This is a genomic window from Paenibacillus sp. SZ31 (assembly GCF_012912005.1).
Classification (GTDB): domain Bacteria; phylum Bacillota; class Bacilli; order Paenibacillales; family Paenibacillaceae; genus Paenibacillus.
The window spans coordinates 189,672-215,171 of record NZ_JABBEA010000005.1; the positions used below are offsets into that span (position 1 = coordinate 189,672).

The window sequence follows — 25,500 nt, forward strand, 5'->3', positions numbered from 1 at the left end:
CGTCATGTTCGGACAGCACGCCGAACCCGGGGATCAATGTACGAATACGAGATGTCCACCAGCAAGTTCAAGACGACATAGATAATGGATGTAAAGAAAACAACGCCTTGCACCACTGGCAGATCCTTGGCCATTAGCGCATCCGCAATAATCCGGCCGATTCCTTGTCTGGAGAAGACGGTCTCCACCACAACCGTTCCTGCAAGCAGATCACCGATCAGCATGCCAATTACTGTTACGGCAGGAATCAGCGCATTACGCAGCGCATGGCCATACATGATAGCTCGCTCCGAAAGTCCTTTGGCCCGTAACGCTACGATAAACGGTTCATTGATCACTTCCAGCATGCTGTTACGCACCATCCGTACGATAAATCCTGCACCAACGAGTCCCAGCGTGGCTGCAGGAAGAACCAGTGAGCTGAATCCGTCGGAACCCATCGCCGGGAACCAGCCAAGCTGTACCGAAAATAACAGGATGAGCAGTATTCCCGTCCAGAAGGTTGGCATCGAAATGCCGAACAGTCCAACAAGCCGGGCCACGAAATCAATCACGCCATTGCGATGAATCGCAGACAATACACCGAGTGTAATTCCAATCGTGATGGCAATGATGGAGCTGAGTGCGGTCAAAGCCAGTGTCGCTGGAAAATGTTCCAGTATTTTTGGCAAAACCGGATCCGAATTGATCATCGATTTACCGAAATCTCCACGCAGCATATCACCGAAATAGTTCGCAAACTGGATGTAAAACGGCTGATCCAGTCCAAGCTGAACCCGCAGATTCTCGATCATCTCCGGGGTAGCCGAGGACGGGTCCAGCATGAGCAGAACCGGATCACCCGGCAGGAGATACATGATGCAGTACACCAGCACCGAAGCTCCGAATATAACCAGAAGCGATGTTGCGAGTCGTGACAGTATCGTATGAACCATACCGGGATATCTCCTTCCTGAATCTGGATTGGCCGTTCCTATAGTGCGTGTTCAAAAAGACCAGTTTTCAGTACCGAGAAGATGGAATGAAGCTAGAAATGGAGTAGCGGAGCGTAGGAAACTACGTGAGCAACGGACATTTCGGCTGAATTTCATATTCGATGCTGATCATGCCATTAGGCATGACTCGTAATCAAAAGTGGACTTTTTGAACAACCTCTGTTAGGGCTGAATGCGAGCATCGTTAAAGAGTGGATAACCCAGTGAATCGAACTTGATACCCTCGACCTTTTTTGATGCTGCGACGGTATACGGGAATACATAGATCGGTAGAATTACCGCTTGCTCAATCAGGTATTGTTGAATCTGATTGTAGATCTCGACACGTTTATCCGCGTCACTCTCAACGGCCCCCTGCTCCAGCAGTTCATCGATCTTCGGATCAGACAAACCGGATAAGGTCGGACGCTGGCCCTCTGCACTCGTATGATAGAAAGCGTACAAGGCATTGGGATCAGAATTGACCTGACTGTTGCCATAGAGATCATAATCCCAGTTCTGATAGATGACCGTTGCTACGTCTTTGGTAATTTCCACTTCAACAGCGATGCCTACCTGTTTCAGCTGTTGCTGGATAATGGCGGCAATGTCATTGCGTTTCTCCCGATTGGGCGAACCATCGACATAACGTAGGGTCAACTTCTGGCCATCTTTGGCACGAATGCCGTCAGCGCCTTTCACCCAACCTTGTTCATCGAGCAGCTGATTGGCTTTGTTGATGTCCGGGTTGATGCTTCCTTCCAGCGATGCATTGTAACCCAGGATTCCAGGAGACAGTGCGGACCACGCACGTTCGTAGTTGCCCAGATACAATGTTTTGACAATCGATTCCACATCTACAGCGGATTGTACTGCCTGCCTTACTTTCACATCATCCCAAGGCGCTTTGCGCAGATTGAAAAAGAGTGTGTACGGCAGTCCAACCGTATTGGCCTGTAGCAATTGCTGGTTCGGATCGTTTTTCAATGCAGCGATATTCTGCGGTGGAACGGTCTCGGCAGCGAGTACCTGACCACTTTGTACACTTCCGATGCGTGTCGCTTCTTCTGGTACAATTTTGAATGTGATCGTATCCACATGTGGTGCAGCTTTATTTTCAACCGTCTCAGGTCCCCAGTTGTAATCCTTGTTCTTGGCAACGACGATATCCGCATTTTCATCCCATTTCACAAAGGTATACGGACCTGTGCCCACCGGATTTTTACCCAGCTGGTCGCCATATTTTTGGGCAGCTGTAGGGGATACGATCCCCAGAAGCGCCTGGCTCAAGTTGCCAAGAAAGGCTTGCGATGGCGATTCCAGATTTACCTTAATGGTATATTCATCAATGACTTCGGAGGAGCTGTAGGGTCTAATCAGGGCAAGGGAATTGGCAGCTTTGGTAGCCGGATCAATCACCCGGTCCAGATTGTATTTCACGGCTTCCGCATTAAACGGTGTGCCATCGTGGAACTTCACACCTTCACGCAGCTTGAACGTATAACTCTTGCCATCCTCCGATACGCTCCATTCCGTGGCGAGCCAAGGTTTGATGGAACCGTCCGGCAACTGTACTACCAGATTGTCGTAGATCGTCCGGATGGCACGTACCGTTACGGCAAGCCCACTGCGATGAGGGTCCAGCGTATCCGGTGAGGTCGCGAGTGCAAAAGTCAGGTTGCCTCCTTCAGCTTGCCCGGCCTGATCCCCGCCCGAAGCCTGTGCTGCACCGTTCGTGCTGCCTCCCGCCGCTCCGCAACCGGATAATACCATCACCAATACTGCTGCCAATGCCATATATTTCATCCATGAGATAGACCTGTTCATATCGCTTCCCCCTCTGTGTATACAGGTGTCATTAAATTGATGTTTATACCAATACTTGATATATCCTATGAGTTAAGTCGGTTTTAAAATAGTGCGAGACGTAGTAAATGACTTTATTACCGGTTGGAGAAAACAGCCAGACAAAATCAGATGCTCGTTCGCTCCCTATCCGTTATGCCAAATCAGATACGACTTGCTCCTTCGCAGCCGTATAACGGTTAACCGGAATCTGCACCCCAAGGTTCCCTCGCAATGTATCGTGTTCATAGTCCGTACGATACAGGCCGCGCTCTTGCAGTATTGGAACAACCAGTTCCACAAAATCAGACAATCCACTTGGCAGCTCCGAAGCAATAATGAAGCCATCCGCCGCTTCCGTCTCGAACCATTCCTGAATCTTGTCAGCAACCTGCTCTGGTGTGCCCAGGAATTTGCTGCGCGGTGTCGCTGCTCGCAGAGCCACTTCACGCAACGTCAATCCTTGCTCCTTGGCATCCTTCTTGATCTTGTCCGTGCCACTGCGGAAACTGTTACTTCCAATGCCATTCAGCTCCGGGAAAGGCTCATCCAGTGGATATTGGGAGAAATCATGATGTTCGAAGAACCGTCCCAGGTAATCCAGTGCTTTGTCGATGGTGACCAAGCTTGCGATCTCCTGATATTTCTGTTCAGCTTCCTCTTCGGTCTGTCCAACAATGGGATTGATGCCTGGCAGAATAACAATATCCTGTGAAGAACGCCCATAGGAAGCCGCCCGCGTTTTCACATCCTTATAGAATGCCTGTGCATCTTCAATCGTATCGTGTCCGGTAAAGACAGCATCCGCTTCTTGTGCTGCCAGCGTTTTGCCATCTTCCGATGAACCTGCCTGGAAAATCACCGGCTGTCCTTGCCGTGAACGGGCAATATTGAGCGGACCTTGTACGGAGAAAAACTCTCCTTCATGATTAAGCGTGTGCAGTTTGGATGGGTCGAAGAATACACCACTCTCTTTGTCTCTTACAAAGGCATCATCTTCCCAAGAATCCCACAATCCTTTGGTTACCTGCAGATATTCCGTTGCAATACGGTAACGTTCCGGATGCGTAGGGTGATTGCTCTTACTGTAGTTCTTCGCTGTACCTTCGAGCGGAGAGGTTACTACGTTCCAGCCTGCACGGCCATCACTGATCTGATCGAGGGAACCGAACTGTCTGGCTACGGTGAAGGGATCACTGTAGGATGTCGAGAGGGTACCCACCAATCCAATCCGTGAAGTAACGGCAGCCAAGGCGGATAGAATACTGATCGGTTCGAAGCGATTCAGGAAATGGGGAATGGATTTCTCGGTAATATACAGACCGTCTGCAATAAAAACCAGATCGAACTTGCCTTCTTCGGCTTTCAATGTCTGACGCTTGTAGAACTCAAAGTTAACACTGGCATCTGCCAGAACTTCCGGGTGTCTCCATGTGGTATTGCTTCCTCCAACGCCGTGTACAATAGCTCCGAATTTCAAACTGCGTTTCGCTGTCATGTGCATTCCGCCTTCCTTGGATTAAAATCTTCAAAAGAACTATCAAGGGCCACTTTGAACTGATTACGTATGCGAAACAACTTAATAGTTAACTATTCCTATGAGTTTGGTTTGTTTTAATTCCACAAATCTTATCACTGCCCCGTAAAAGGGTCAACAGCGCGACTAATAGATTTTTTCTATATGAGTATTGAAGATGTGAATGAGAACCATTTACATCTCATCAAGCGTTGAGTTATGAACGTTCCGGCTGCTGCACAAATGCGATCTTGCATCATGCATCAGCCGGAACGGCTTGCTCCAAAGGTATATATCGACTCCCGTTAGACCGCTGCCGCTTCGTCCGCTCGTGCCAGAAGTTCAGCCAGCTTCTCCAGATCAGGTTCCAGCAAGGCTTCAAACTTGCCGTCCCCTCCTACTTCAATGACAGGTACATGCCGAATGCCATATTTTGCTTCAAGTACATCTCGCAGCACGTCATTACCCTGCACTTCAATGTTCTCGAAAGGCTGGTTTCGCTCTGTCAGAAATGCTTTTACTTCCCCGCAAAAATGACAGCCTGTTTTGCTCCACAGCACGACTTTTTGGGTTGATGATGACATCGACATACCTCCTGGTTGGTTTTAAAATTAAGATCTGAGCGATGGATGACGAATGCCCTAGACCTTCAATTCCCATCTGTTAAATAAGAATTATGGCTATAAATGTACTCCTGCACCCTTCAGGCGTCAATGGATCTGCTAATAGAATAAACCTATAGCTAAATAGAAAGATTAAATTTTAAATTTGAAAGATGAATGATTTTACATCAATGATTCGCTATTGGCCCTCCAAACCTGTTCAAGAGCTTGTTTCGCTAATGTAGTGTAAAACTCGATCTGATCCGGACTTCGATCTATGGCCCACCTCAGGGTATCGAACGCTTTCAACAGCAAAACATACCTCGCTTGATTCAGTTCATGTTCCTGCTCTTGTACACTTGTCCCATAACCTTCTAAAAACGCTTTCATTCCTTCGTTGTCAGGACCCTCTCCCCGTAGCTGGCATTGCATGAGTTGAATGATATCCCCATACGGCGTAACGGTGACCTCCGCATTTCCCCAGTCCAGAAGGGTAATCTCACCCGTTGAACTTACGATTGTATTCTTCAAAGAGAGATCGCCATGGCATAAGCCAAAGCGGAATTTTTGCATGTTCATTTGTTCGAATAATTGCCTTACGACCTGTGATTCCTTCATCGTCATCACACCAAGCTCGATCAGCGGGTCTTGCTCCGTCAGACTATTGATATTGTATTGCACATATCCTTGCCAACTGCCATCTGATCCTGCATGAGGGGGAGAGTAGAAGCGATCCTGTACAGAATTGTGCAGATCCCTTCCGAAACCTGTAACGGGGATGGATTGCAAACGTTGCGTATACTCACCAAGTTTCCTCCAGATCATGGACGGGGGCACTGTCGTATCCAATCCGTTATCCCCTTCCACAACCGTTTGAATCATATAGGCATGTTCAGCGTTGACCCCAACGGATAATGTCTCTGGCCCAGGAATACCGGCACTCGTTGCTCGTTCGATGCACCATTTTTCTTTCAAAAAGGTCGGATATGTATCTGGATTATTCATCCGTACAATCACTTTATGACTTGCCGTTTCCACCAGGCAGACCTGATTAACAAAACCTTTACCCACAATATGATGTGAGCATGTTACTTTTTCCAGCAAAAAATCACTGGCAATCTGTTCGGCTTGGTTAACTATAGAATTCTTCACCGTGCATCCTCCCTATCTCATGATCCCAAGTTACGCTTGATGATAACTGCGTTGGTCATAGTGTAAAAGGAAATGAATGATCTTTCAATTATTCGGATGCGGAATGAGTCAGAGCGATTACACAGGATACCGCTACATCTTCCATTCCGCATCATGCTGCTGATTCGCATAAACAGATCGCCTGACATTACAGATTGGGGTTCAAGAGCTGAGGTGGGGCGATAATCGGCCAGCCTTCTTCCATCGAATTCAATTGGTCCGCAGACACATTAACGATATGCCCAGAAAGCACGCCCCAACGTTCTGCGGCATAGACCGATACAAATCTTCTGCGCTTGCCTCCGCTGATCTGATATCGAATCTCGGGTGCATCCACTGCGGCAACAATACTTCCTTCTGCCCAGCCACTGGGAGAACCTTGAACCGCTGTCGTATGCACCTGATGTGACTCCATCGGCCATCCTTGCACGTCCCCCGCTGATATCAGTGCTTCTCCGGCAGGAATGGCGAGCAGATCCGGTTTAGCAACCTGAACAGGAGATATTCCACGCGGTACAGGGATGTTCAACTTACGCCGCCGTCCGCCGGTTAAAGTATAGACATCGCCTTTGGCATCAGAAAGGAACGATCCTTCCGGGTAGAATTCACTGCTGCGTCTGAACTGTAATGCTGGATCTTGGCTACCTTGCGTTGAGATTCGCTGACGCGGATCGATTGCGTTCGTATCTCTGTCCTCTTGTTGACCGGATAAGGTACCAGAGGTTTGTCGTTTCGCCAAGCGGGTGGTTTCGGCAACCAGCGCATGGGGATCTCCCCACTTTTGGCTATAAAACTGCTCGTTATCCTTGTTCACTACAGCAAAGTCCTGCTCACCCAAGGCTTTCATGCTGACACTTCCGAAGTGATGGATAAAGGCATCCCCGGCTACCGCAAGCTGGTATCCTGCCAACTTCACCCGGATGATCCAGTCGTCATCTTCAAAATTGCCCACGGCATAACCTTCATCCAGATAACCTACCCGTGAGAACAGTTCCCGTGAGAACAGCCAGCAGAATCCGACGAGTCGATCGGTCATTCGGTGTTTCTCTGCATCCGGACGATTATGTGTGCTGGCAAAAGACCACATATCCTCGACCTCACGGTATGGAACCTGAATCTGCTGATCCCCACCAATATAGTTGGTCACCGGACCCACCACACCAATCTGCGGATCACTGGCAAGACAAGTCATCATGTTATCCAGCCAGCCCGGAGTAACCAGCGTATCGTTGTTCAGTACGATAATATGTCGTCCTCTCGCCATCATCAGCCCGTGATTGACACCTCCGGCAAACCCCCGATTCTGATCCAGGGCAGCCACCCTCACCATGCCGCCTTTGCGGAGCATCGCCTCAGCAGTTCCATCCTTGGAGGCATTATCCACGACTATGATTTCGAAGGGGGCCGGGGTATGCTTTTCGATACTGGACACACATTGCAGCACATACTCCCGCTGATTGTACGTGGGAATAATGATGCTAACTCCTTCAAAAACAAGACCAAACGAGCTCTGTCCCTGGCGGACACCTTCGTCGTAGCCTCTGTTATAACCCTGTTTGTAGAGTTTTGCACCTTTGGCTGTGAGTTTACTTTTGCCCTTGCGTCTCGATTTCCGCGTTGAACGACTACCTGCTGCATGCAGAACTGCCATTTCAGGTCGTGAGACATCTTGCTGTGTGGCAAGGCGGCCCGCTTTTTTGTCGCTGCTTATGCTGCCATTCCGTTTGTGTTCACTACGGCTTTTGTCACGACGGGTGACGTTTCGAGCATCAGCCTTGTTGTTACGACCATGACGTCCTTCCCCGCGCTGTTGACCGGGTATGCTCATGTTGCTCCCTCCATTTCCACTCGTCCGTGAGGCCAACGCGGACATGACCAGCCCCCGGACGGTCCACCTAGAGTTGAAGCTCTCCTGTTACCAGTTTGTCAGCCAAATGTCCAAAATCCAGAGCGACCTTGCCCAGTTCACCTGCAATTCGCCTACATAGGATGACCGCTGGAATGCCTGCCGCCACCAGAGCGATATCGAAAGCATGTTCTGCGGTTTGCTGCATCACCCTCGGAACATCCATAACTCCCGCCACAGAACCAATGATACCTGTGACATGAATACCCCGGCTATGCAGCAGTGCCGCAAGCTCTGCAGCCTGGCTGCCTATGAGCAGAACTCGCCGCCCTTGAAGAATGGGCAGTACCAAGCCGGACTGATGCAGACTGTAATTGATCGTGGAGCTGGTCAACTTCAGCCGGGACCAGTCGATCCCGAAGTGGCGCAATACCGGGAATAGCAAACCCTGGAACGTGGGCGCCCGGGAGATGGGGACGCCAACCCAGTCGGCGGCCTGAATAGCTTCCGCGAGCATCGCGCGGATGTCTGGCGTTGAGCATGGCACCCCTGCATAGGGCAGAAATGGTGCTAGCTCCTGCACTTCTTGGCCTGGCAGCACCGTATCGGCTGCCAAGGTGAGCAGTTCGCCATCTCCGAGGCGAACGACAGACAAGGGGCGCTGCGCATCCAGCGCCGCCGTGATGTGGCCAGCCATCTCATGCGGGCTGGACAGCCGGGCCAGGCTTGGCGCGTATTGGCGGAAGCCCGCCGCGATCAGATCTGCCGCCGCTACGGCAGGCAGAATGTGATCCGGCGGGATGTGCTGCGCCACCAGCGCCTCCCCGCCGGCGAATACGCCGTCGCGGTAGCCCTCGGCGTAGCCGCCGGGCACGGCCTGCGCCTGCGCTGCGTGCTCCGCAGGCGCAGCAGGCAAGCCCTTCGCGCTGCCCGCATGCGCGGCGGCAGCGCCTTCCCGCCCCGTGTGGGCGACACCCTTCGGGCGTGTCGCCTGGCGTGGGGCGGGGCCAGCACCGCTGGCAGGCATCGCCTGTGGCGTGCTGGCTTGCGGTGCTGGCATGGGCGCACGGCGCATCGCCGTGCGCTGCTTGGCGCGGGCAGCGGCACGCCGGCCCCGCGCTGGTGCCGGCCTGCGCCCAGCAGTGGCCTGGCGCAGGCCGGCTTTGCCTTTGCCGGAACGGCTGGCTCTGCCCGCATTGCTCCCGCTTGCCGGGCCAGCTTTGCCTGCTCTGCCCACAGCACTGCCCGTGCTGCCCGCTTTGCCAGCATGGACCTTATGCGCTGCGCCTGCAGATGTACCCGCTTTGGTCTGGGTACTCCGTTTCCCAGACTTCATACCTCTGACTCCAGCGGGCCCTGTACCCGGCCCTGCCGGAGTGCCACTGCCCATGAATACCGCCGGGTGCGTGCCCCGGGGCTTACTTGACACTGAGGCCCCAGCGGACCCGGTACGTGTCGCAACTCTCACGCCATTCCCTCCTTTGGCATGCACGAGGATTGTCGCTGCGCAAAGCGCCGGAGCATCCTTCCAGCTCCGGCGCAGGGTGTTCTGCTCCCATGGGGCACCGCACAGCGGCAGCATCAGGCGCATATATTTTAGGGCAATTGTCCTTTCATGCGGACAGCTGCTTCTTGGAGCGAATCAAATGTACCTGCATCACTCCAGTATTTCTGCAAAATATCATATTCCAGTCCACCAGCAGACGCGTAGTGATTATTTACATCCGTGATTTCAAGCTCTCCACGCGCAGACGGCGCGATGTTTTGAATCAGGTTAAATACATGATCGTCATACATGTATATGCCCGTTACACAATAAGAGGTCTTCGGCTGGCTTGGCTTCTCCTCAATGTACGAGATTCGCTCTGGATGCGTTGGATCAAAGACCGGCACCCCATAACGTCGAGCATCATCCACCTCTTTGAGCAGAACTCGCGCTGTACCAGCAGGTTGCTGCATGTAGCGGTCCACATAAGGCTTCAAATCGTCGCTGAAGAGATTATCCCCCAGAAGCACAACGAATTTTTCGCCAGGAAGGATAAAGGTAGTCGCCAGATCCAACGCTTCCGCAATGCCGCCTGCCTTTTCCTGAATGCGGTACGTCAGCTTGACCCCATGATCTGCTCCGCCACCAAGATACTCTGTATATAACCCGGCGGAATGTTTGTTAATGACAATCAATAGTTCATCAATGCCTGCCTGGCGGAGCCTGTCGATGCCATACATAATCATCGGATGTTTACCGACTGGAAGCAGATGTTTGTTAATGAGCCGGGTCAGAGGATACAGTCTAGTTCCTGTTCCGCCGGCAAGAATTACACCTTTCATTCCACATTCCCTCCTTCATCGGATATGTCCATATATTCAAGCGGATCGACATGCCATTTGCTCATAAAAATCGAACGATTACGCTCAAGCAGCTGTTTCCACGCCACCGGATCTGTCTTCTGGAAGCTTGCACTTCCCTGATGATGCACGAGAACATCCCCGCATACCAGCAAGCGATAGCCTTGCAATCTTGCTCTGTAACAATAATCATCATCCTCATAGTGTCCCGGGGAGTACGCCTCGTCAAGCAGTCCAACTGATTCCACTACACTTCGTTTCATCAGCATACACAGACCGACAATCCGGCGCACGTCCCTCCACCTTGAAGAATCCGCAACATTGTTGGAATCAGCCAGCTCCTGAAAATGTTCCATGTTCCGAAACGTCAGTTCAATCTGCTGAATGCCGCTTGCATAATTCGTGACAGGACCCGTGATCCCAATACTTGCATCACTGTACAGAGCCGTTCGCAGATTCTCCAGCCAACGAGGCGTGACCGTAACATCATTGTTCAGCAGCAACAGCTCATCCCCGCAAGCTGCACGGAGTCCAGCGTTACACGCTGCCGGAAATCCCCGATTGTCCGAGAACCTGACAAAACGAATTCGCTCCAGTGCACAATATTCAGCCGTTCCATCCGTCGAACCGTTATCCACAACGATAATTTCGTATGACGCAGGATCGCCCGAGTATAGTCGGATGGCATCGATGCAGGGCCTGATAAGATCCAGCCCGTTGTACGTTGGGATAATCATACTCGTCAGTGTCATCTGGCGTTCCTCCTGTAAGCCACTTCAGCACGGGAGAGCGTATGTGCCTGGACTGTATTCCAGCCCGTATCCAGCCAGGTAGCCAGCGCCTCCAGATGATCTCCGATGATCAATCTGGCGACATCATTCCCACTCCCCGTGTTACCGGGACGTAATCGATTGGAACGAATAACATCCACCTGACTTGGTGCCGATACGCTCAGCCCATGCTGAATGGCGAGGCATTGTGCCTTTGGTGGAACGGCCAGTGATGCTGGCTTCACGGTCTGAATCATACGACGAGACACGGCGTGGGGCACGGCTGTCATGGAATTGGAACCGAGATCTGCCCTGCCTAATGTTCGGTTTAGATATGCTTTGATCCGGCTTACCTCATCCTGCCCTGCGAACGGAGGAAGCAAGGACGTCAGATTATTCAACGCCACATCCTGTCCCCGATCTACCGCGAACAGAAATGGTGCAAGTTGTTCCGCCGCCACGACCATATCCCCATCCACGAAGAGGACCGTCTCCGCATCCGTCATCTTGGCTCCCAGTGAACGGCCCACATCATGTCCTGCCCGATCCGGTTCATATACGAGCGTAATTCCCGGCTGCTTTAATACCTGTTTCAAACTGTCATCCGTCGTTCCATTCAGTACCACAATGATATCCGTCAGAGGCAAACGCTTGAGTTGCAACAGCACCTGCCCCAGAGTGCGTTCCTCATTGCAGGCACAGACAACGGCAGCAGCCGAATGCCGAAGGGGTAAAGGTACGATCTGGAATGAATGTCCAGAAGTATGAGCATATCCTTGCAAAAATGCCTTACCTGCGTTCAGGGCAACTTCGTGGTTGCTTAGCTCCGCAACGTTGGCCGCATATACATTCCATGCGTGGCGCGCATGTTTTTCTGACGCTGTGTTGTCCGCCTTCGCCTCACTTCCTGCAAGTTGCCCTGCTTTCCACATCAAGCGCAGATCTATTAGGCCAGATTTCGACCCGGTTCTTCTCTTTTTTGAGGTGATCAACTGCTTCTTGTTCCCATGACGCTTGTTAATACGGGTGCTTCCTGTCGTCGTACGTCTTCGTCTATTTATTGTCCGCCTGCGGTGGACAACCCCTGAACGTCCCTTCATTTCCTCACCTCCAGCATGCTGCATCATCCGATGCGGCATGCTTACCTCGCCAGGCTGCGAACACGTTGCAGATCGGTATGACCTCCACGGGGACCGAGCGTGTCCGTAATCCACCTGATTGCTGCCAGATGATCATTCAGCACCACATGACTGAGCGGATCAGGCCCACTTCGTTTCTTGATCCGAACTGCATTCAATCTGCCCACAGGTACGTGATGAACAGCGCGTACCCGGAGACCGCCAATCACTGCCTTCGCTTGTGCGAGCGGCGGAACTTCCAGTGATGTTATTCCGATCACCTCAAGTCCATGACGGCTTAATGCATGCGGAATAGCTGTCATCGAAGCCCCACGGAGATCGGATCTGGCGAGTATGCTGTTCAACATGTGTTTGGCCTCCACTACCGGATGAATGGGGCTGCGAGTGACCGGTCCATGGTAGTCGTTAAGTGCCACATCCGTTCCCTTCAGCACAGCCTGCACATAAGGTGCAAGGTGCTCGGCAGGGATTGCAATATCTGCATCAGTGAACAGCAATACCTGACCGCGGGCCGCCGCTGCACCTACTTTTCGTCCTCCATCATGCCCCAGTGCTTCGGCATAAGTGAGTACTCGTGCTCCTGCACGTTTAGCTGCATTAGCTGTACCGTCTGTTGAACCATTCACAACGACAAGCACTTCAGCGTCACGGCATATCCGCAGCGCTTCCCGAACGACGGCACCAATCGTTTTCTCCTCATTCATGGCAGGGATAATGACCGAGAGCATCGGCCGCTGAGAATCGTCCCCATGCGGAGAAGCATCTCTTATGCCATTTTCAATCCCATTTTCGGCTTCATTCTTGGCCCCATCCTTTGCCTGTGGCATCTGCGGCCTGGGTGGAATAACGAACACATAGGCCTTTGTACCCTTTTTCTGTCCAGACTTCAAACTTCGTTTCTTCAGTACTGTTTTTCTGCCTGTCACTTTCGATTGCGTTGCAAAACGTGCTTTAGTACGGGTTTTACGCAACACTTTCACCTCCCGCATTCAATCATGAGCATGCCAAGGGAGTACACGTTATTCTATGTATTCGTGGAGCAGTGGAAACGGCGTATGTCCTTGTACCAAGCAGGTTCTCTCTGTGAATCAAGGGGTACAAGCCTTCCTTTTAGACAAAATACGTCAAGATATGCGAAAAACGCTACCTCTCCCCTACTTCAGACACAATTTTAGAAAAAAACCAAATTTGCATCTTTTCCAAAGTTTTACACTGTGATAATATACGATCCAAGCAGTTTTATTTACAAAAATAACCTTGTAAGGAACAGAAGTTCCCAATCATCTTATTTTACTATTTATTGACCTTAGGTTAGTTATTGATGATGCCATTCACGAAGCATGTTTTGTTGTTTGCATTTCTGATCTTGAGAGGAGTGATGCTGTTCAACACACACAGTCATTGTCATTTACGTAAACCCGGAATGAACAACCCAGTTTTCCGTGAACACACCTTCTACCTGCGCAATTGGACACCCCCCGGCTTCTGAAAGAGGAACACAATGGACGATTAAGCCTTCGGGCTGAACTGAATAAACGGTAATCCTTTGGGTTGTGTTGAACACTTCCCGAGCCAAGGTCCAGCCGATTTTGTTCCAATCGTTTCTTGTCTCATTCCACGCTTCAGGTTTAGCCCCACGCTCCGCGCTGCCCAAGTTGCAGACGGAATCCCAACCGAGATTGGCATGATATTTATCCAAAAAAAAATAAGTTTGAGAATGGAGAGTTTACTATGAAATTTGCCAAAGTTATGCCAACAATTCTTGGAGGAGCTCTTTTGCTCGCTTCCGTATCCTCTGCTACTGCAGCTCCAGTGTCTGATCAATCCATTCCACTTCAGGCCCCTTATGCCGCTGAGGAGGGTATTCCATTGAATAGTGGAACAGATGACACCATCTTCGATTACCTTGGACAACAGGAACAATTCCTGAATTCCGATGTGAAATCCCAGCTCAAAATTGTCAAAAGAAACACCGATACGGCTGGCGTAAGACACTTCCGCCTGAAACAATATATTAAAGGTATCCCGGTCTATGGTGCAGAACAGACGATCCATTTGGACAAAACCGGAGCCGTGAGTTCCGCGCTTGGCGACCTTCCACCGATTGAAGAGCAAGCTATTCCGAATGATGGTGTAGCCGAGATCAGCGGTGAAGACGCGATCCGTATTGCAACCGAGGAAGCAACCTCCCGCATTGGAGAGCTTGGTGCAGCGGAAATCACACCTCAAGCTGAATTGAACATCTATCATCATGAAGAAGACGGACAGACTTATCTCGTTTACATTACGGAAGTTAACGTGCTTGAACCTGCTCCTCTACGGACGAAGTATTTCGTAAATGCAGTGGATGGCAGTATCGTATCCCAATTTGACCTCATTAACTTCGCTACTGGAACAGGTACAGGAGTGCTTGGTGATACCAAAACCCTGACAACCACTCAATCCGGAAGCACCTACCAACTGAGAGATACCACTCGCGGCAATGGCATCCAAACGTACACGGCGAACAATGGCTCCTCGCTGCCAGGTACCCTGCTTACGGATTCGGATAATGTATGGACCGATCGCGCAGGCGTAGATGCTCATGCTTATGCTGCTGCCACGTATGATTTCTACAAAAACAAATTCAACCGTAACGGTATTAATGGTAACGGATTGTTGATCAGATCCACTGTGCATTATGGTTCCAATTACAATAACGCCTTCTGGAACGGGGCACAGATTGTCTTTGGTGATGGAGACGGAACGACGTTCCGATCCCTGTCTGGTGATCTGGATGTTGTGGGTCATGAATTGACACATGGTGTTATTGAATACACAGCCAATCTGGAATATCGTAATGAACCAGGTGCCCTCAACGAAGCCTTTGCTGATATTTTCGGTAATACGATCCAAAGTAAAAACTGGCTGCTCGGTGATGATATCTACACACCTAACATTCCAGGAGACGCGCTGCGCTCCCTGTCCAACCCTACATTGTATGGTCAACCTGACAAATACAGTGATCGCTACACAGGTACACAGGATAACGGTGGTGTGCATATCAACAGTGGTATCATTAACAAAGCCTATTTCCTTGCAGCTCAAGGCGGAACACACAATGGTGTGACTGTCACTGGAATCGGCCGGGATAAAGCAATCCAGATTTTCTACAGCACACTGGTGAACTACCTGACGCCAACGTCCAAATTTGCCGCTGCCAAGACAGCTACCATTCAAGCTGCCAAAGATCTGTACGGAGCAACTTCCGCTGAAGCTACAGCCATTACCAAAGCATATCAAGCTGTAGGCCTGTAAAATTACTTTAATTCATGTAGTTGAACTTATAATGAACTCATTTTAAATTGTAACGAAACGTTCAGACACCCCTCACCGTCCGAACGGATCAAGCTTATCTCATGCAAAAGCGGTGTCCCGGACAACTCTGGGCACCGCTTTTGTCATTTGTCTATTATTGATATAAGGCCGCATTATGCTTGCGAGGGTCCTGCTGCAATCCACGACAACAATCCGTACGTATGCTTGCAATCTGCAGTTCGCGACACTTCAAGTACCGCTTCATCCTCACTCTGCGAGAGAAGAGATACCTGAAATCCCCGATCATTGCTCATGGCTACAATCACATAATGTTCGGAAGCAAATGACTCTTCAAACACAACGGTTACCTCTGTGCATGTTTCACTCTCTGGCAGCACAAATGCTTCCATTCCGAATTGCTGTACAACCGGTTGCTTGCTTACGCTGCGAACAGGTTGAAATGCCAAATGTTTGGCCTGAACTGCACCCGATTGCAGCTGGTTGCTGCCCACGGCATCATCACACAGATGCTCCTGTGTAATGGATTGAGGGTCCGGTGTATACTCCACCTGAACAGCAGATCCTGACGACGTTTCGACTGAATCACCAGTAGATTGAAAGTTATCATCCGTTACAGGTTCTGCAATTTCTTCTATCCATCCTGTCGAGGATTCAGTTCCAGCTTGCGGCTCTTGCTGATCATACTGATTTTCCAGTTCAGGCTGTGTCTGTTGATCCTGCAGTTCAAGTAAACCAGCCAGCGCATTCGTGGCTGTCTCCGTACCAATATCCAGTCCGAACAATGCGTCATTGTCCAGACCTACCGTCTGCATAAGCTGCTGGACCTCCAGCATTGCTTCCTGCCTTTTCAGCTCTGCCAATTGCTCCAGCGTGTCTGAACTCACCTGACGAATGGCATTCCAGATCTCTTCACTTAGATGTGCCGTACCCACAATACCTGCATTCAGATGACTGGAAGTTATACTTTGATCACTTAATTTGCTGCCATCAATCGCTCGGTCAGCCAGATGCACAGCGGATATCGCGCCTGTGGACAATTTGCTTCCATCTACACTGCCGTCAGCCAGTTTGGAACCTGTAACTGCTCCTTCTTGCAGATTAACCGTGCCTACTGCTTCCTCTTCCAGATGGAGCGCACCAATACTTCCCTCTTGGATGTGATCCGCACGAATTGTCCCGTCTTGGATATGAGCAGATTGCACACTTTCGCCAGCGAGATGGGCACTTGATATTGCACCCTCGGCTAATTTGCTGCCATCGATTGCGCGGTCAGCCAAATGCACAGAGGCTATCGCGCCTGTAGCTAATTTACTGCCATCCACACTACCATCTGCCAACTTGGAACCTGTAACTGCTCCTTCTTGCAGATTAACCGTGCCTACTGCTTCCTCTTCCAGATGGAGTGCACCAATACTTCCCTCTTGAATGTGATCCGCACGAATGGCCCCGTCTTGGATATGGGCGAAATGTACACTTTCGTATGCAATGTGGTTACTCGATACCGCACCTTCCACTAGCTTACTGCCGTCTACACTGCTATCAGCCAATTTGGAACCCGCTACTGCTCCATTCTGGAGATTAGCAGTACCTACTGATTCCCCTTCCAGATGAAGCGTACCAATACTTCCCTCTTGGATATGATCCGCACGGATAGCTCCTTCTTCAATATGAATGGATTGCACACTTTCCTCTGCAAGGTGAACACTCGATACCGCACCCTCGACTAATTTATCCCCGTCTACAACGCCATCAGCCAGTTTGGAACCCGTTACTGCTCCATCCTGCAGATGAATCGTACTTACTGCATCTTCTTCCAGATGAAGCGCAGTAATGATTCCCTCCTGAATGTGATCCCCTCGGATCGCGCCTTCTTCGATATGAATCGATTGCACACTTTCATATGCCAGATGTCTGCTCGATATCGCACCCGCAGCTACTTTCGTTCCGTCTACACCGCCAGTGGCCAGTTTGGATCGGGTCACGGATTCTTCCTGCAAAATAATCGTACTCACCGATTCTTCTTCCAGATGAGAAGTACCAATGCTCCGCTCCTGGATATGGTGAGGAAGGATCGCCCCATCCTGTACATGACGAGATTGTACCGCTCCTTGCTGAAGATGATTTGCACCAAGCGCCTCCGCCTGAAGATGCAGTCCACTGATTAGACCTGGTTGCAGATGTGCTTCCGTCACGGATAAAGGCGCCAGATGTTCTGTTTGTACAGAGGATGGCGTGAGATGTTGCGACGTTATTGCCTGCCCTACGATATGATCTCCATAAATAATGTCTTCTTTCAGATGCTGGGAGTTCACGACCTGAGCAGCCAAATGATTAGATGTTACACTGCCTCCAGCCAGATGAATCGAATCGACCGAACCAGGCTGAAGATGCTCACTGCTTACCGCACCATGCTGTAATTCCGCTCCAGATACCGAATCTGCTGCCAGATGTTCTGAAGACAACGTACCTTGCCGCAGTTTGTTGCCTGTAATACTGCCATCTGCAAACAACTCCGGCGACCGGATCTCATCAGCCAGATGTTCCAGAGAAACGGCATGTTGCTTCAGGTGATAACCACGAATCGTTCCAGCAGGAATGTGCTTGGCAACGATACTTTCGGCCAATATTTTGGAAGAAGTAACACTGCCGTCGGCCAGTTTGGCTGATGTAACTGCCAAGTCAGCCAGTTTGTCAGTTGAGACACTCTCCGGTGAAAGTTTAGGAGAGGTAACCGCATGATCCGTCAGATGAGGTGGGAAAATGGACCCTCCAGCCAATTGGGCTGAGGTAACACTGCCCGGGGCCATTTTATCCGTCGTGATTGCTCCGCGAGACATCGCCTCCGTATGAACACTGCCCGGTTGAAGATGGGGTGTGCTCACCGAGTGTTCCGTAAGGTGCTCGGACTTCACAGAATAAGGTCTCAGTGCCTCAGAACCTACACTGCCTTGAGCAAGATGCGCACCTGTAACGCCTCCATTCGCGAGATGGGTCGATGTTACACTGCCCGGAGCCAGCGCCTTGCTGATAACAGAGGCAGGCCCCAGTTTCTCAGCTGTAACACTGGTATCCGCGAGCTTCGCACTTGTTACCGCTCCGTCCTGCAATTCAAATGTACCTACGGATGACTCGGCCAAGTGCTTCTCCAGTACAACACCTTCGCCCAAAGCCTCAGCAGACACACTTCCCGTGGAGAAATGGGACGCTTCAATGCTTCCACTAGCAATATGAATCGAGTGAATAGCTGAATTATCCACATGCACAGGGGTTATGCCCCGATTCGCGATATGCTCTGCACGAATGGACCCTTTGGCTAGATGTTTACCTTGTACGGCTTCATCTGCAATTTTGGAAGCAATGATGCTCTGGTCGGCGATCTTGGAAGCCGTAATCGACTGTTCCAGCAATTTCGCTGTTCCGACAGACTGGTCTGCCAGTTTGCTGCTATTTACCGCACTGTCCACCAGATGCTCACTGCTTATTTCTCCATGCCCAATCTGCTCGCTGCCTATAGCGAGCGCTCGAATCTGAGCGGAGCTGATGGAACCATCCACCAGATGCCTTCCGCTTAATGAATTCTCGGCAATGTGTCTGGTCTGGATCGCTCCGTCCTCAATCTGCTCACTTCCAATACTGCTGGCAGACAATTGGGAACGTCCCACAATCCCTTCCGCCAAATGTGCCTGTTTAACTGCACCGGACTGAATGTGGTGTGACTCGATGGATTGCTCTTCAATTTTGCTACCGGTCACTGCACCTTCACGAATTTTAGCCGATGTCACCGCATCATCAGCCAGCTTCGATGTATGAATGACTCCACCAGATAAGTGGCGGGTCTCGATCCCACTGATGGCAATCTTGTCACCGGTGACCGCGTGATTTTTGATCAATTCTTCGGTAACCAGCAAGCGGCTAAGATGCCTTGTATTGATGGAACCGTCGGCAATTTTGGCGGAATCAATGACTTGATTGCCGAGCTTCTGGGAAGTGATGCTGCCATCCCTGATTTTATCCCCGCCAATGGACGCATTCCGGATTTTATGACCCGACACGGAGCCATCAATCAGATGTTCTTCCGATACAGATGCTTCTGCCAGTTTTGCAGATACAACTGCACCATCTGCGATGTGAATGCTGGTCACTGCATAATCCTGTAAAGCTTCACTTCCAACAGCACCCGGTTTCAGCTTGGATGCATCCACCGAGAAGGGAGCCAGTCGACTCTCCGTAACAGCGAACTCACTGAGATCATCCGTGTAGATGTAGTGTCCGGTATGTCCAGGCATCTGATTCTGATTCAGAATCTCCAGCCGATCCTTGCTCTTTGTCTCCTTCTTGCCACTCTGTTCTTCCAGGGAAAGAGGAGCAATACTACTTACCTGAATTTCCTTCTCCACGACCACTGGAGTACTCACTTCCTGATTCACTGACTCTACAGATTCAGGCTTCGGGGTGTCAGCCAATTTCTCTTGCACAGGCTCGTTCGTCGTTGAACGAACTTCTGTACTTTCGGGAGAAGCTTCGGCCGACTCTTGAGTACTCTTGGGAGCAGGTACATCTGTATTCAGGCGTTCTCCCCTATTCGGTATCAGCCCTGATTTTGTTGGTTCCACTCGGCGATCAGTCAGTTCCAATTCCTTGAATTTCGGGCTCACATGCCGCAGTTTCGGCGTCAGAACCCTCTTTTTGCCATTTTTACTCATGCAGCTTGCTCCTTCCTCTAACGTTCGTCTCCGGCATCATATGCTTCCATATGGGCATCTGCCACTTCATTTATGACTTTTGCAGATTCCAGAGCACGGGTGTACAGGCGTCAAGACAGGAAGGTTCGATGATCTTCGTGGAAATAGGCGTGTCAGGGTGGTCGTGGAAAGGCGGCTGTCCACGCCCCCATCCCATTCATGTCATAGGATATTGTGTCTGATCAAACACTGGTGCATGGCTATGCATCTACACACCGGTCTGCGTTATCGCGATGTCAGAGCCATGCGGTGACAGGCCGGCATTCCATGAATGGACGATTCATGTCGCGATAACATCGAAGGAGGAACGGTCATGCTCCAAGAAACGATCGGCATTATGTTCGATTCACGCATGTACCGGGGGATACCGGCCGGAAGGACCGGTCAGGAATCACTCGCGAATTATGAACAGGCAGCGGCCAGTTATGGATTAACTCCCTGCTTTTTGCGGCTGGAAGATATTGATTCGGATCGGAAGACATGTCTTGCTTATGTAAAAAAGGAAGGTAAATATGTTCGTGAGCGCATGCCATTGCCCTCCGTCATTCATAACCGATCACTCCAGCTTCGCCGGGCGGAACAGCATCAGATCACCAAGCTGATGTTGCAAGGTATTCAGGTATTCAACGTTCGCAATCGGTACCGTAAAGATCATATTCATGACATGCTTCATCAGGACCTGGGCTTACGAGAACACCTGCCCCGTGCAGTTAAAGCTACGCCAGAGTCTCTGGCCTATATGATGGAACATTACGATGATCTCGTCATCAAACCCTGCAGCGGCAGTATCGGTCATGGCATTATGCGCGTCTTTCAGCGAGATGGACAGTGGAAGCTGACCTGTGAGACGAAGGCCGCACGCAAAGGATGGGCTACATTCCGATTGAGCAAAGGACAGCTTCCTTCCTCCACCCTTCGGCGCATCTTTCGCCATGCCTATCTCATTGAAGAGCGTATCCCGCTGGTGCGTTATGAGGGCAGGCCGGTAGATCTGCGGGTATCCGTACAGCGTGGTAGCGATGGTCTGTGGGGAATTACAGGCATGTTTGCCAAAGCCGCTCCTGCTCATACGTTTGTCACCAACATCGCCCAGGGCGGTAAAGTCATGAAGCTCGCGGAGGCCCTTGGGGCAGCAGAATCCGGCTTCGATTTGGTTCGACTGGAGCACAGGATCGGAGTTGTTGCACTCCGAATTGCCCAGAACCTGGCCGCCAGTCTGCCACACCTGGCTGATCTGGGCCTTGATCTCGGAATAACGCGCAGCGGTCAGATCTATTTTATTGAATGTAATGGACGGGATCAGCGCTACGGTTTTCGTAAAGCTGGAATGTCGGAACACTGGAAGACCACATACAGCAAACCGATGGCCTATGGCCGTCTGTTGCTGGAGCAGAATTCGAGGATTCCGAGACAACCACAGACATACGATAGGGGATTATATTGATTTCGTGTGCATTCTGTGTCAATATTATGCAGAACGGCCGGTCATGCCGGCCTTGAAGTTCGCATTAACCCTAAGGGGGATATTCATGGCAAAAACGCTGTTGCGATTAATGACCGAACTTTCTTCGCGCAAATGGATCTCCCGGACTGTGGGAGCCTTCTCCAAAAGCCGGGGAAGTAAGGCATTTATCCCTTATTTTGTCCGGACCTACGACATCCCTGTTCAGGAGGCCGAGAAAGACTGGAAGGAATACCGTTCACTGAACGATTTCTTTACCCGCAAATTAAAACCGGGCATGCGCCCGTTGGAACTTTCAGAGCATGCACTGATCAGCCCGGTCGATGCCAAGATTACGGCAGCCGGTCCGATATCTGCAGGCACACTCCTGAATGTTAAGGGACAAAATTATACACTTGCTGAATTATTAAACCATTCTCCCCATCTGGAGAAGTACAAGCACGGGTACGGGTTCGTCCTCTATCTCAGCCCTCGCGACTATCACCGCATTCATGCACCTGTCAGCGGCCGCAAAATAGAGAGCGAGCACATCAAGGGCAAAGTTTATCCCGTGAATGATTTTGGCCTGACCCATATGAGATCCGTACTTAGTCGAAACGAACGGCTCATCACGTATATCGCACACGATTACGGTGAAGTGGCGGTTGTCAAAGTGGGTGCGATGAACGTGAGTAGCATACAATATGCGGACACGGACACAAGTACCTGGGCACAAGGCGATGATCTGGCCTATTTTGAATTCGGTTCCACTGTTGTTCTGTTGACGCAGAGTGGTACATTCGAACCGGAACCTGGCTTACAGCCAGGAGATTCGGTCAAAATGGGCGCATTGCTTGGTCGTTTGAAACCGAAGAACTAATGAGTCCATACGCAAATAAAGAGGATGGCGCAGCACCTGTAACCAGGTATTGTGCCATCCTCTTTATGCATTCATATTCATCCATGTATACATGCAATACGAAGCTTCGCTCCGTCGTTATTGGTCTGCTTAATTTTCCTCAAAACCACACATCTTGCAAGTCCTCTGCCGGTTTGAAGCGGCGCAGACGGTTTCGGAAAATATTGCATCCTTTTGTAGAGCATCCCCGGTTGCGGACCCGACGTTTTCCGTTCATCACAAGTTCCCCCTTTTGGTCATCTGGAATGCTAGATAATTACCCTCGCGTTCCAGACTTGAAACGTTGTCATGTTTTTCCAACCAGAATTCTAACGAATCTCGGACGGGCTTTTGCCTGTATACTGCTTGAATTGACGACTAAAGAAGAAGATATCCCGGTACCCCAGAGCATCAGCCACTTCGGTCACATTCATGCCGGTATGCACCAACAGATGTTCTGCCCGTTCAATACGCATACGGATAATATAAGATTGCACCGATGATCCGACCAGTTCCTTGAACTTGATCGAGAAGTATCGGGGCGATAAGCCAGCCCGTGCAGCCAAATCTTCCACCCGATGCGTAATCCCTGGATGCTGACGCACATAATTCGCGACCTCCTGGATCACATCGGATAACTGGTTGCTTACCTTTTTCTCCACAGGTTCTTCTGTATCGGCGCGCAGCAAATGAATCATCAGCTGTTTCAGAATCAATCGACTCTCTTCATCACGTCCGTACACATCCGATAAGAACAGTCTTACATAACGTGCCAACAAGTGCTCAAATTCCACGGTCTCCTGTACTTCACGATAAGACTGAGGAACATCAGCAACAGGTACGTCCACATCAAAATGAATATACGTCAGAACCAATGGTTTTTGCTTATTATGTGTTGCAGTAGGATGATCGCCTGGCCTAAACAGAAAACAACTACCCTTGCCAACTTCATACGACTGGTCATTCAATATAAGCGTTCCTTCACCACTCCATACATAAAATAAATCATAGTTTTGCATCGGTTTTTCCCGCTTCTGCCACTTCCAGCCCGGTTCACAGACAATTTTGGCGACAGCGGGCAAAATAACAAATGATGACGGCGATGCCTGCAGCATGTCGCCACTCCCCCTTGATAGTTAATCTCTCTGCATATGGCATCATTCTGATCTGAATCTCACTTCTTCAATCAAGGCCATATGTATTTCGGAATGTTGAATCACTCAAACCAACTGCTTATATATGATCTCTGCTCCTACAGGAGCGAAATGTCTTATCCCATTATACAGCGGAATTCACCGAAACGAAAATGTGCACTTCTCCCAGGCTAGCCGCATTCGCCGGATTCCCTCTGTAATCTCTACTTTCTCCAGATGTGCAAAAGCAAAACAGGCCGCCGGATGACCTGAAGTCAGCCGATATCGCTCTGCATCACGGAACAGTATTCCATCCTCCTGAGCGAGCTTTTTAAACTGCTGGTAACTATCCACATCGCCATTCCAGGTAGCGTAGATATGCAATCCAGCATCACCAAGATGCATCGTGAATGCCTCCGGCAACTGCAGTTCCATCTCTCGTACAAAAAAATCATGCCGTTCTTCATATAAACGGGTTAACCTCCGTAAGTGCCTCAGGTAACCTCCTCGGGTCATAAACTTCGCCAGTGCGCGCTGCTCCAGCAGTGCCGGAGGTACCGGTTCATACAACGCCTTGGCGGCAAGCAGCGGTTCTACCAGACCAGGTGGCAGGACGGCGTAGCCAAGTCGAAACGAAGCAACCATCGTTTGCGAGAATGAACCAACATAGATGACACGCTGTTCACGATCAAGCACTTTGAGGGGCTCAATTGGTCTTCCGCCCCACCGGAATTCGCTGTCGTAATCATCTTCAATAATGACCGCATTCCGCTTCGAGGCCCACGCGAGCAAAGAACGTCTTCTGTCCAACCCCAGCACGGCTCCTGTTGGAAACTGCCGGGTAGGGGTGACAAATAACGTCTGTGCCTCCCAAGGCTGAGGAATAATGCCTGCGGTATCCACATCTGCGGGGATGATTTTCCCACCACAGGACTTAACGGCATGGGCAATGCCCGGATACCCCGGGTTCTCCAATACAACCGCTTCCCCCTCTGCAATCAGCAGCTGGGATAGAAGGGTGATGCCTTGCATTGAACCGCTGAACAAGACAATCTGTGATGCATCAGCCTGAATGCCACGTGTCCATCTGAGATGGGAGGCGATGGCCTCACGCAGCTCCGGATCACCGGCTGCACCGCTAGGTTCTCGCCAACCACTGCGATGAACAGCAGCGAGTGCGCTCTTCCACTCCGCCAGCGGGAAATGTTCTGCAGGCATGCGCTGCATTTGGAAATTAATGATCGACGGCTTGGGTGAAGGCATCTGGGCTCGCGGGACATCATGTTGCGTATTCAACATCTGGACTCGTTCGCCCCAGGGAGACAGCCTGAGAACAGCTTCCTGTTTCTCATTTTCCTGTGTGGATAATGTTTCGGTTACGAACGTACCTCTTCCCCGATGTGCATGGACATAACCATCCGCAAGCAGCATGTCGTACACCTGAGCTACCGAACCACGTGACATCTCATATTGCCTTGCCAGTACGCGCGTCGAAGGAAGCCTCGTGCCTCCCTCCAGTGTGCCTGCATGAATCGCATCACGTAACGCATGGTACAATGCCTCATACTTGTAACGATGCTGAAGTTCATACGTATCCATCGGCAGCCACAATTCCATCGTGCACCTCTCTCCATCCGTCTTCATTCCTGATCGCGGACCAATTGGCCTACTAAAGTGAATGTAAATTGGATCTATTTCATTGTCAATGTATGAACTAATGTTATCCATAGGATATGGCG

17 protein-coding genes are annotated in these 25,500 nt (G+C 50.6%); 3 read left to right on the forward strand and 14 right to left on the reverse strand.

Going from position 1 to position 25,500, the window contains the following annotated elements; genetic code table 11:
• Positions 1 to 2: 2 nt before the first annotated feature.
• From HF638_RS12920 to HF638_RS12970, 11 genes are all read right to left on the reverse strand, one after another.
• Positions 3 to 935: an ABC transporter permease gene (locus HF638_RS12920; RefSeq protein WP_169480572.1), complete on the reverse strand. Its 933-nt coding sequence runs from the start codon at positions 933 to 935 to the stop codon at positions 3 to 5.
• Between the two features lie 222 nt (positions 936 to 1,157).
• On the reverse strand, positions 1,158 to 2,801 hold the full coding sequence (locus HF638_RS12925) for an ABC transporter substrate-binding protein (protein WP_169480573.1): 1,644 nt from the start codon (positions 2,799 to 2,801) through the stop codon (positions 1,158 to 1,160).
• A 172-nt stretch (positions 2,802 to 2,973) separates the two neighbouring features.
• Positions 2,974 to 4,317 (reverse strand): LLM class flavin-dependent oxidoreductase, encoded by a 1,344-nt coding sequence (locus HF638_RS12930; protein ID WP_169480574.1) that lies wholly within the window; start codon positions 4,315 to 4,317, stop codon positions 2,974 to 2,976.
• Between the two features lie 323 nt (positions 4,318 to 4,640).
• The gene (locus HF638_RS12935) at positions 4,641 to 4,919 is read right to left on the reverse strand and encodes a glutaredoxin family protein (protein ID WP_169480575.1); all 279 of its coding nucleotides are present in this window, start codon (positions 4,917 to 4,919) and stop codon (positions 4,641 to 4,643) included.
• A 201-nt stretch (positions 4,920 to 5,120) separates the two neighbouring features.
• Positions 5,121 to 6,089 carry a phosphotransferase gene (locus HF638_RS12940; RefSeq protein WP_169480576.1) on the reverse strand — a complete coding sequence of 323 codons (969 nt, stop codon included), beginning with the start codon at positions 6,087 to 6,089 and terminating at the stop codon, positions 5,121 to 5,123.
• A 187-nt stretch (positions 6,090 to 6,276) separates the two neighbouring features.
• A complete protein-coding gene (locus tag HF638_RS12945) occupies positions 6,277 to 7,956 on the reverse strand; it encodes a glycosyltransferase family 2 protein (RefSeq protein ID WP_169480577.1) in 1,680 nt (559 codons plus the stop codon).
• Positions 7,957 to 8,023: 67 nt separating this feature from the next.
• Positions 8,024 to 9,565 (reverse strand): GT-D fold domain-containing protein, encoded by a 1,542-nt coding sequence (locus HF638_RS28895; RefSeq protein ID WP_348982103.1) that lies wholly within the window; start codon positions 9,563 to 9,565, stop codon positions 8,024 to 8,026.
• Positions 9,566 to 9,570: 5 nt separating this feature from the next.
• Positions 9,571 to 10,302: a sugar phosphate nucleotidyltransferase gene (locus HF638_RS12955; protein ID WP_169480579.1), complete on the reverse strand. Its 732-nt coding sequence runs from the start codon at positions 10,300 to 10,302 to the stop codon at positions 9,571 to 9,573.
• Entirely contained in the window at positions 10,299 to 11,072 is a 774-nt protein-coding gene (locus HF638_RS12960; RefSeq protein ID WP_169480580.1) for a glycosyltransferase family 2 protein, read from the reverse strand. Before HF638_RS12960 ends, HF638_RS12955 begins: the two co-directional genes overlap by 4 nt.
• On the reverse strand, positions 11,069 to 12,190 hold the full coding sequence (locus tag HF638_RS12965; RefSeq protein WP_248278128.1) for a glycosyltransferase family A protein: 1,122 nt from the start codon (positions 12,188 to 12,190) through the stop codon (positions 11,069 to 11,071). Before HF638_RS12965 ends, HF638_RS12960 begins: the two co-directional genes overlap by 4 nt.
• A gap of 41 nt (positions 12,191 to 12,231) precedes the next feature.
• Positions 12,232 to 13,200 (reverse strand): glycosyltransferase family 2 protein, encoded by a 969-nt coding sequence (locus HF638_RS12970; RefSeq protein ID WP_169480581.1) that lies wholly within the window; start codon positions 13,198 to 13,200, stop codon positions 12,232 to 12,234.
• A 760-nt stretch (positions 13,201 to 13,960) separates the two neighbouring features.
• On the opposite strand from HF638_RS12970, the gene HF638_RS12975 reads away from it, so the two are divergent.
• The gene (locus HF638_RS12975; protein WP_169480582.1) at positions 13,961 to 15,526 is read left to right on the forward strand and encodes a M4 family metallopeptidase; all 1,566 of its coding nucleotides are present in this window, start codon (positions 13,961 to 13,963) and stop codon (positions 15,524 to 15,526) included.
• A gap of 173 nt (positions 15,527 to 15,699) precedes the next feature.
• Here the strand turns inward: HF638_RS12975 and HF638_RS12980 are convergent, their stop codons facing one another.
• Positions 15,700 to 20,250: a WIAG-tail domain gene (locus tag HF638_RS12980; RefSeq protein WP_169480583.1), complete on the reverse strand. Its 4,551-nt coding sequence runs from the start codon at positions 20,248 to 20,250 to the stop codon at positions 15,700 to 15,702.
• Positions 20,251 to 20,602: 352 nt separating this feature from the next.
• Between HF638_RS12980 and HF638_RS12985 the strand changes: the two genes are divergently transcribed.
• Together HF638_RS12985 and asd are read left to right on the forward strand one after the other, a co-directional pair.
• Positions 20,603 to 21,733 carry a YheC/YheD family endospore coat-associated protein gene (locus tag HF638_RS12985; protein ID WP_169480584.1) on the forward strand — a complete coding sequence of 377 codons (1,131 nt, stop codon included), beginning with the start codon at positions 20,603 to 20,605 and terminating at the stop codon, positions 21,731 to 21,733.
• Between the two features lie 85 nt (positions 21,734 to 21,818).
• On the forward strand, positions 21,819 to 22,610 hold the full coding sequence (asd, locus tag HF638_RS12990; protein WP_169480585.1) for an archaetidylserine decarboxylase: 792 nt from the start codon (positions 21,819 to 21,821) through the stop codon (positions 22,608 to 22,610).
• 347 nt (positions 22,611 to 22,957) lie between these two features.
• Here the strand turns inward: asd and HF638_RS12995 are convergent, their stop codons facing one another.
• The gene (locus tag HF638_RS12995; RefSeq protein WP_169480586.1) at positions 22,958 to 23,743 is read right to left on the reverse strand and encodes an AraC family transcriptional regulator; all 786 of its coding nucleotides are present in this window, start codon (positions 23,741 to 23,743) and stop codon (positions 22,958 to 22,960) included.
• A gap of 177 nt (positions 23,744 to 23,920) precedes the next feature.
• Positions 23,921 to 25,378, reverse strand: a complete 1,458-nt coding sequence (gene pdxR, locus HF638_RS13000) for a MocR-like pyridoxine biosynthesis transcription factor PdxR (RefSeq protein ID WP_169480587.1) — start codon at positions 25,376 to 25,378, stop codon at positions 23,921 to 23,923.
• Positions 25,379 to 25,500: the final 122 nt, after the last annotated feature.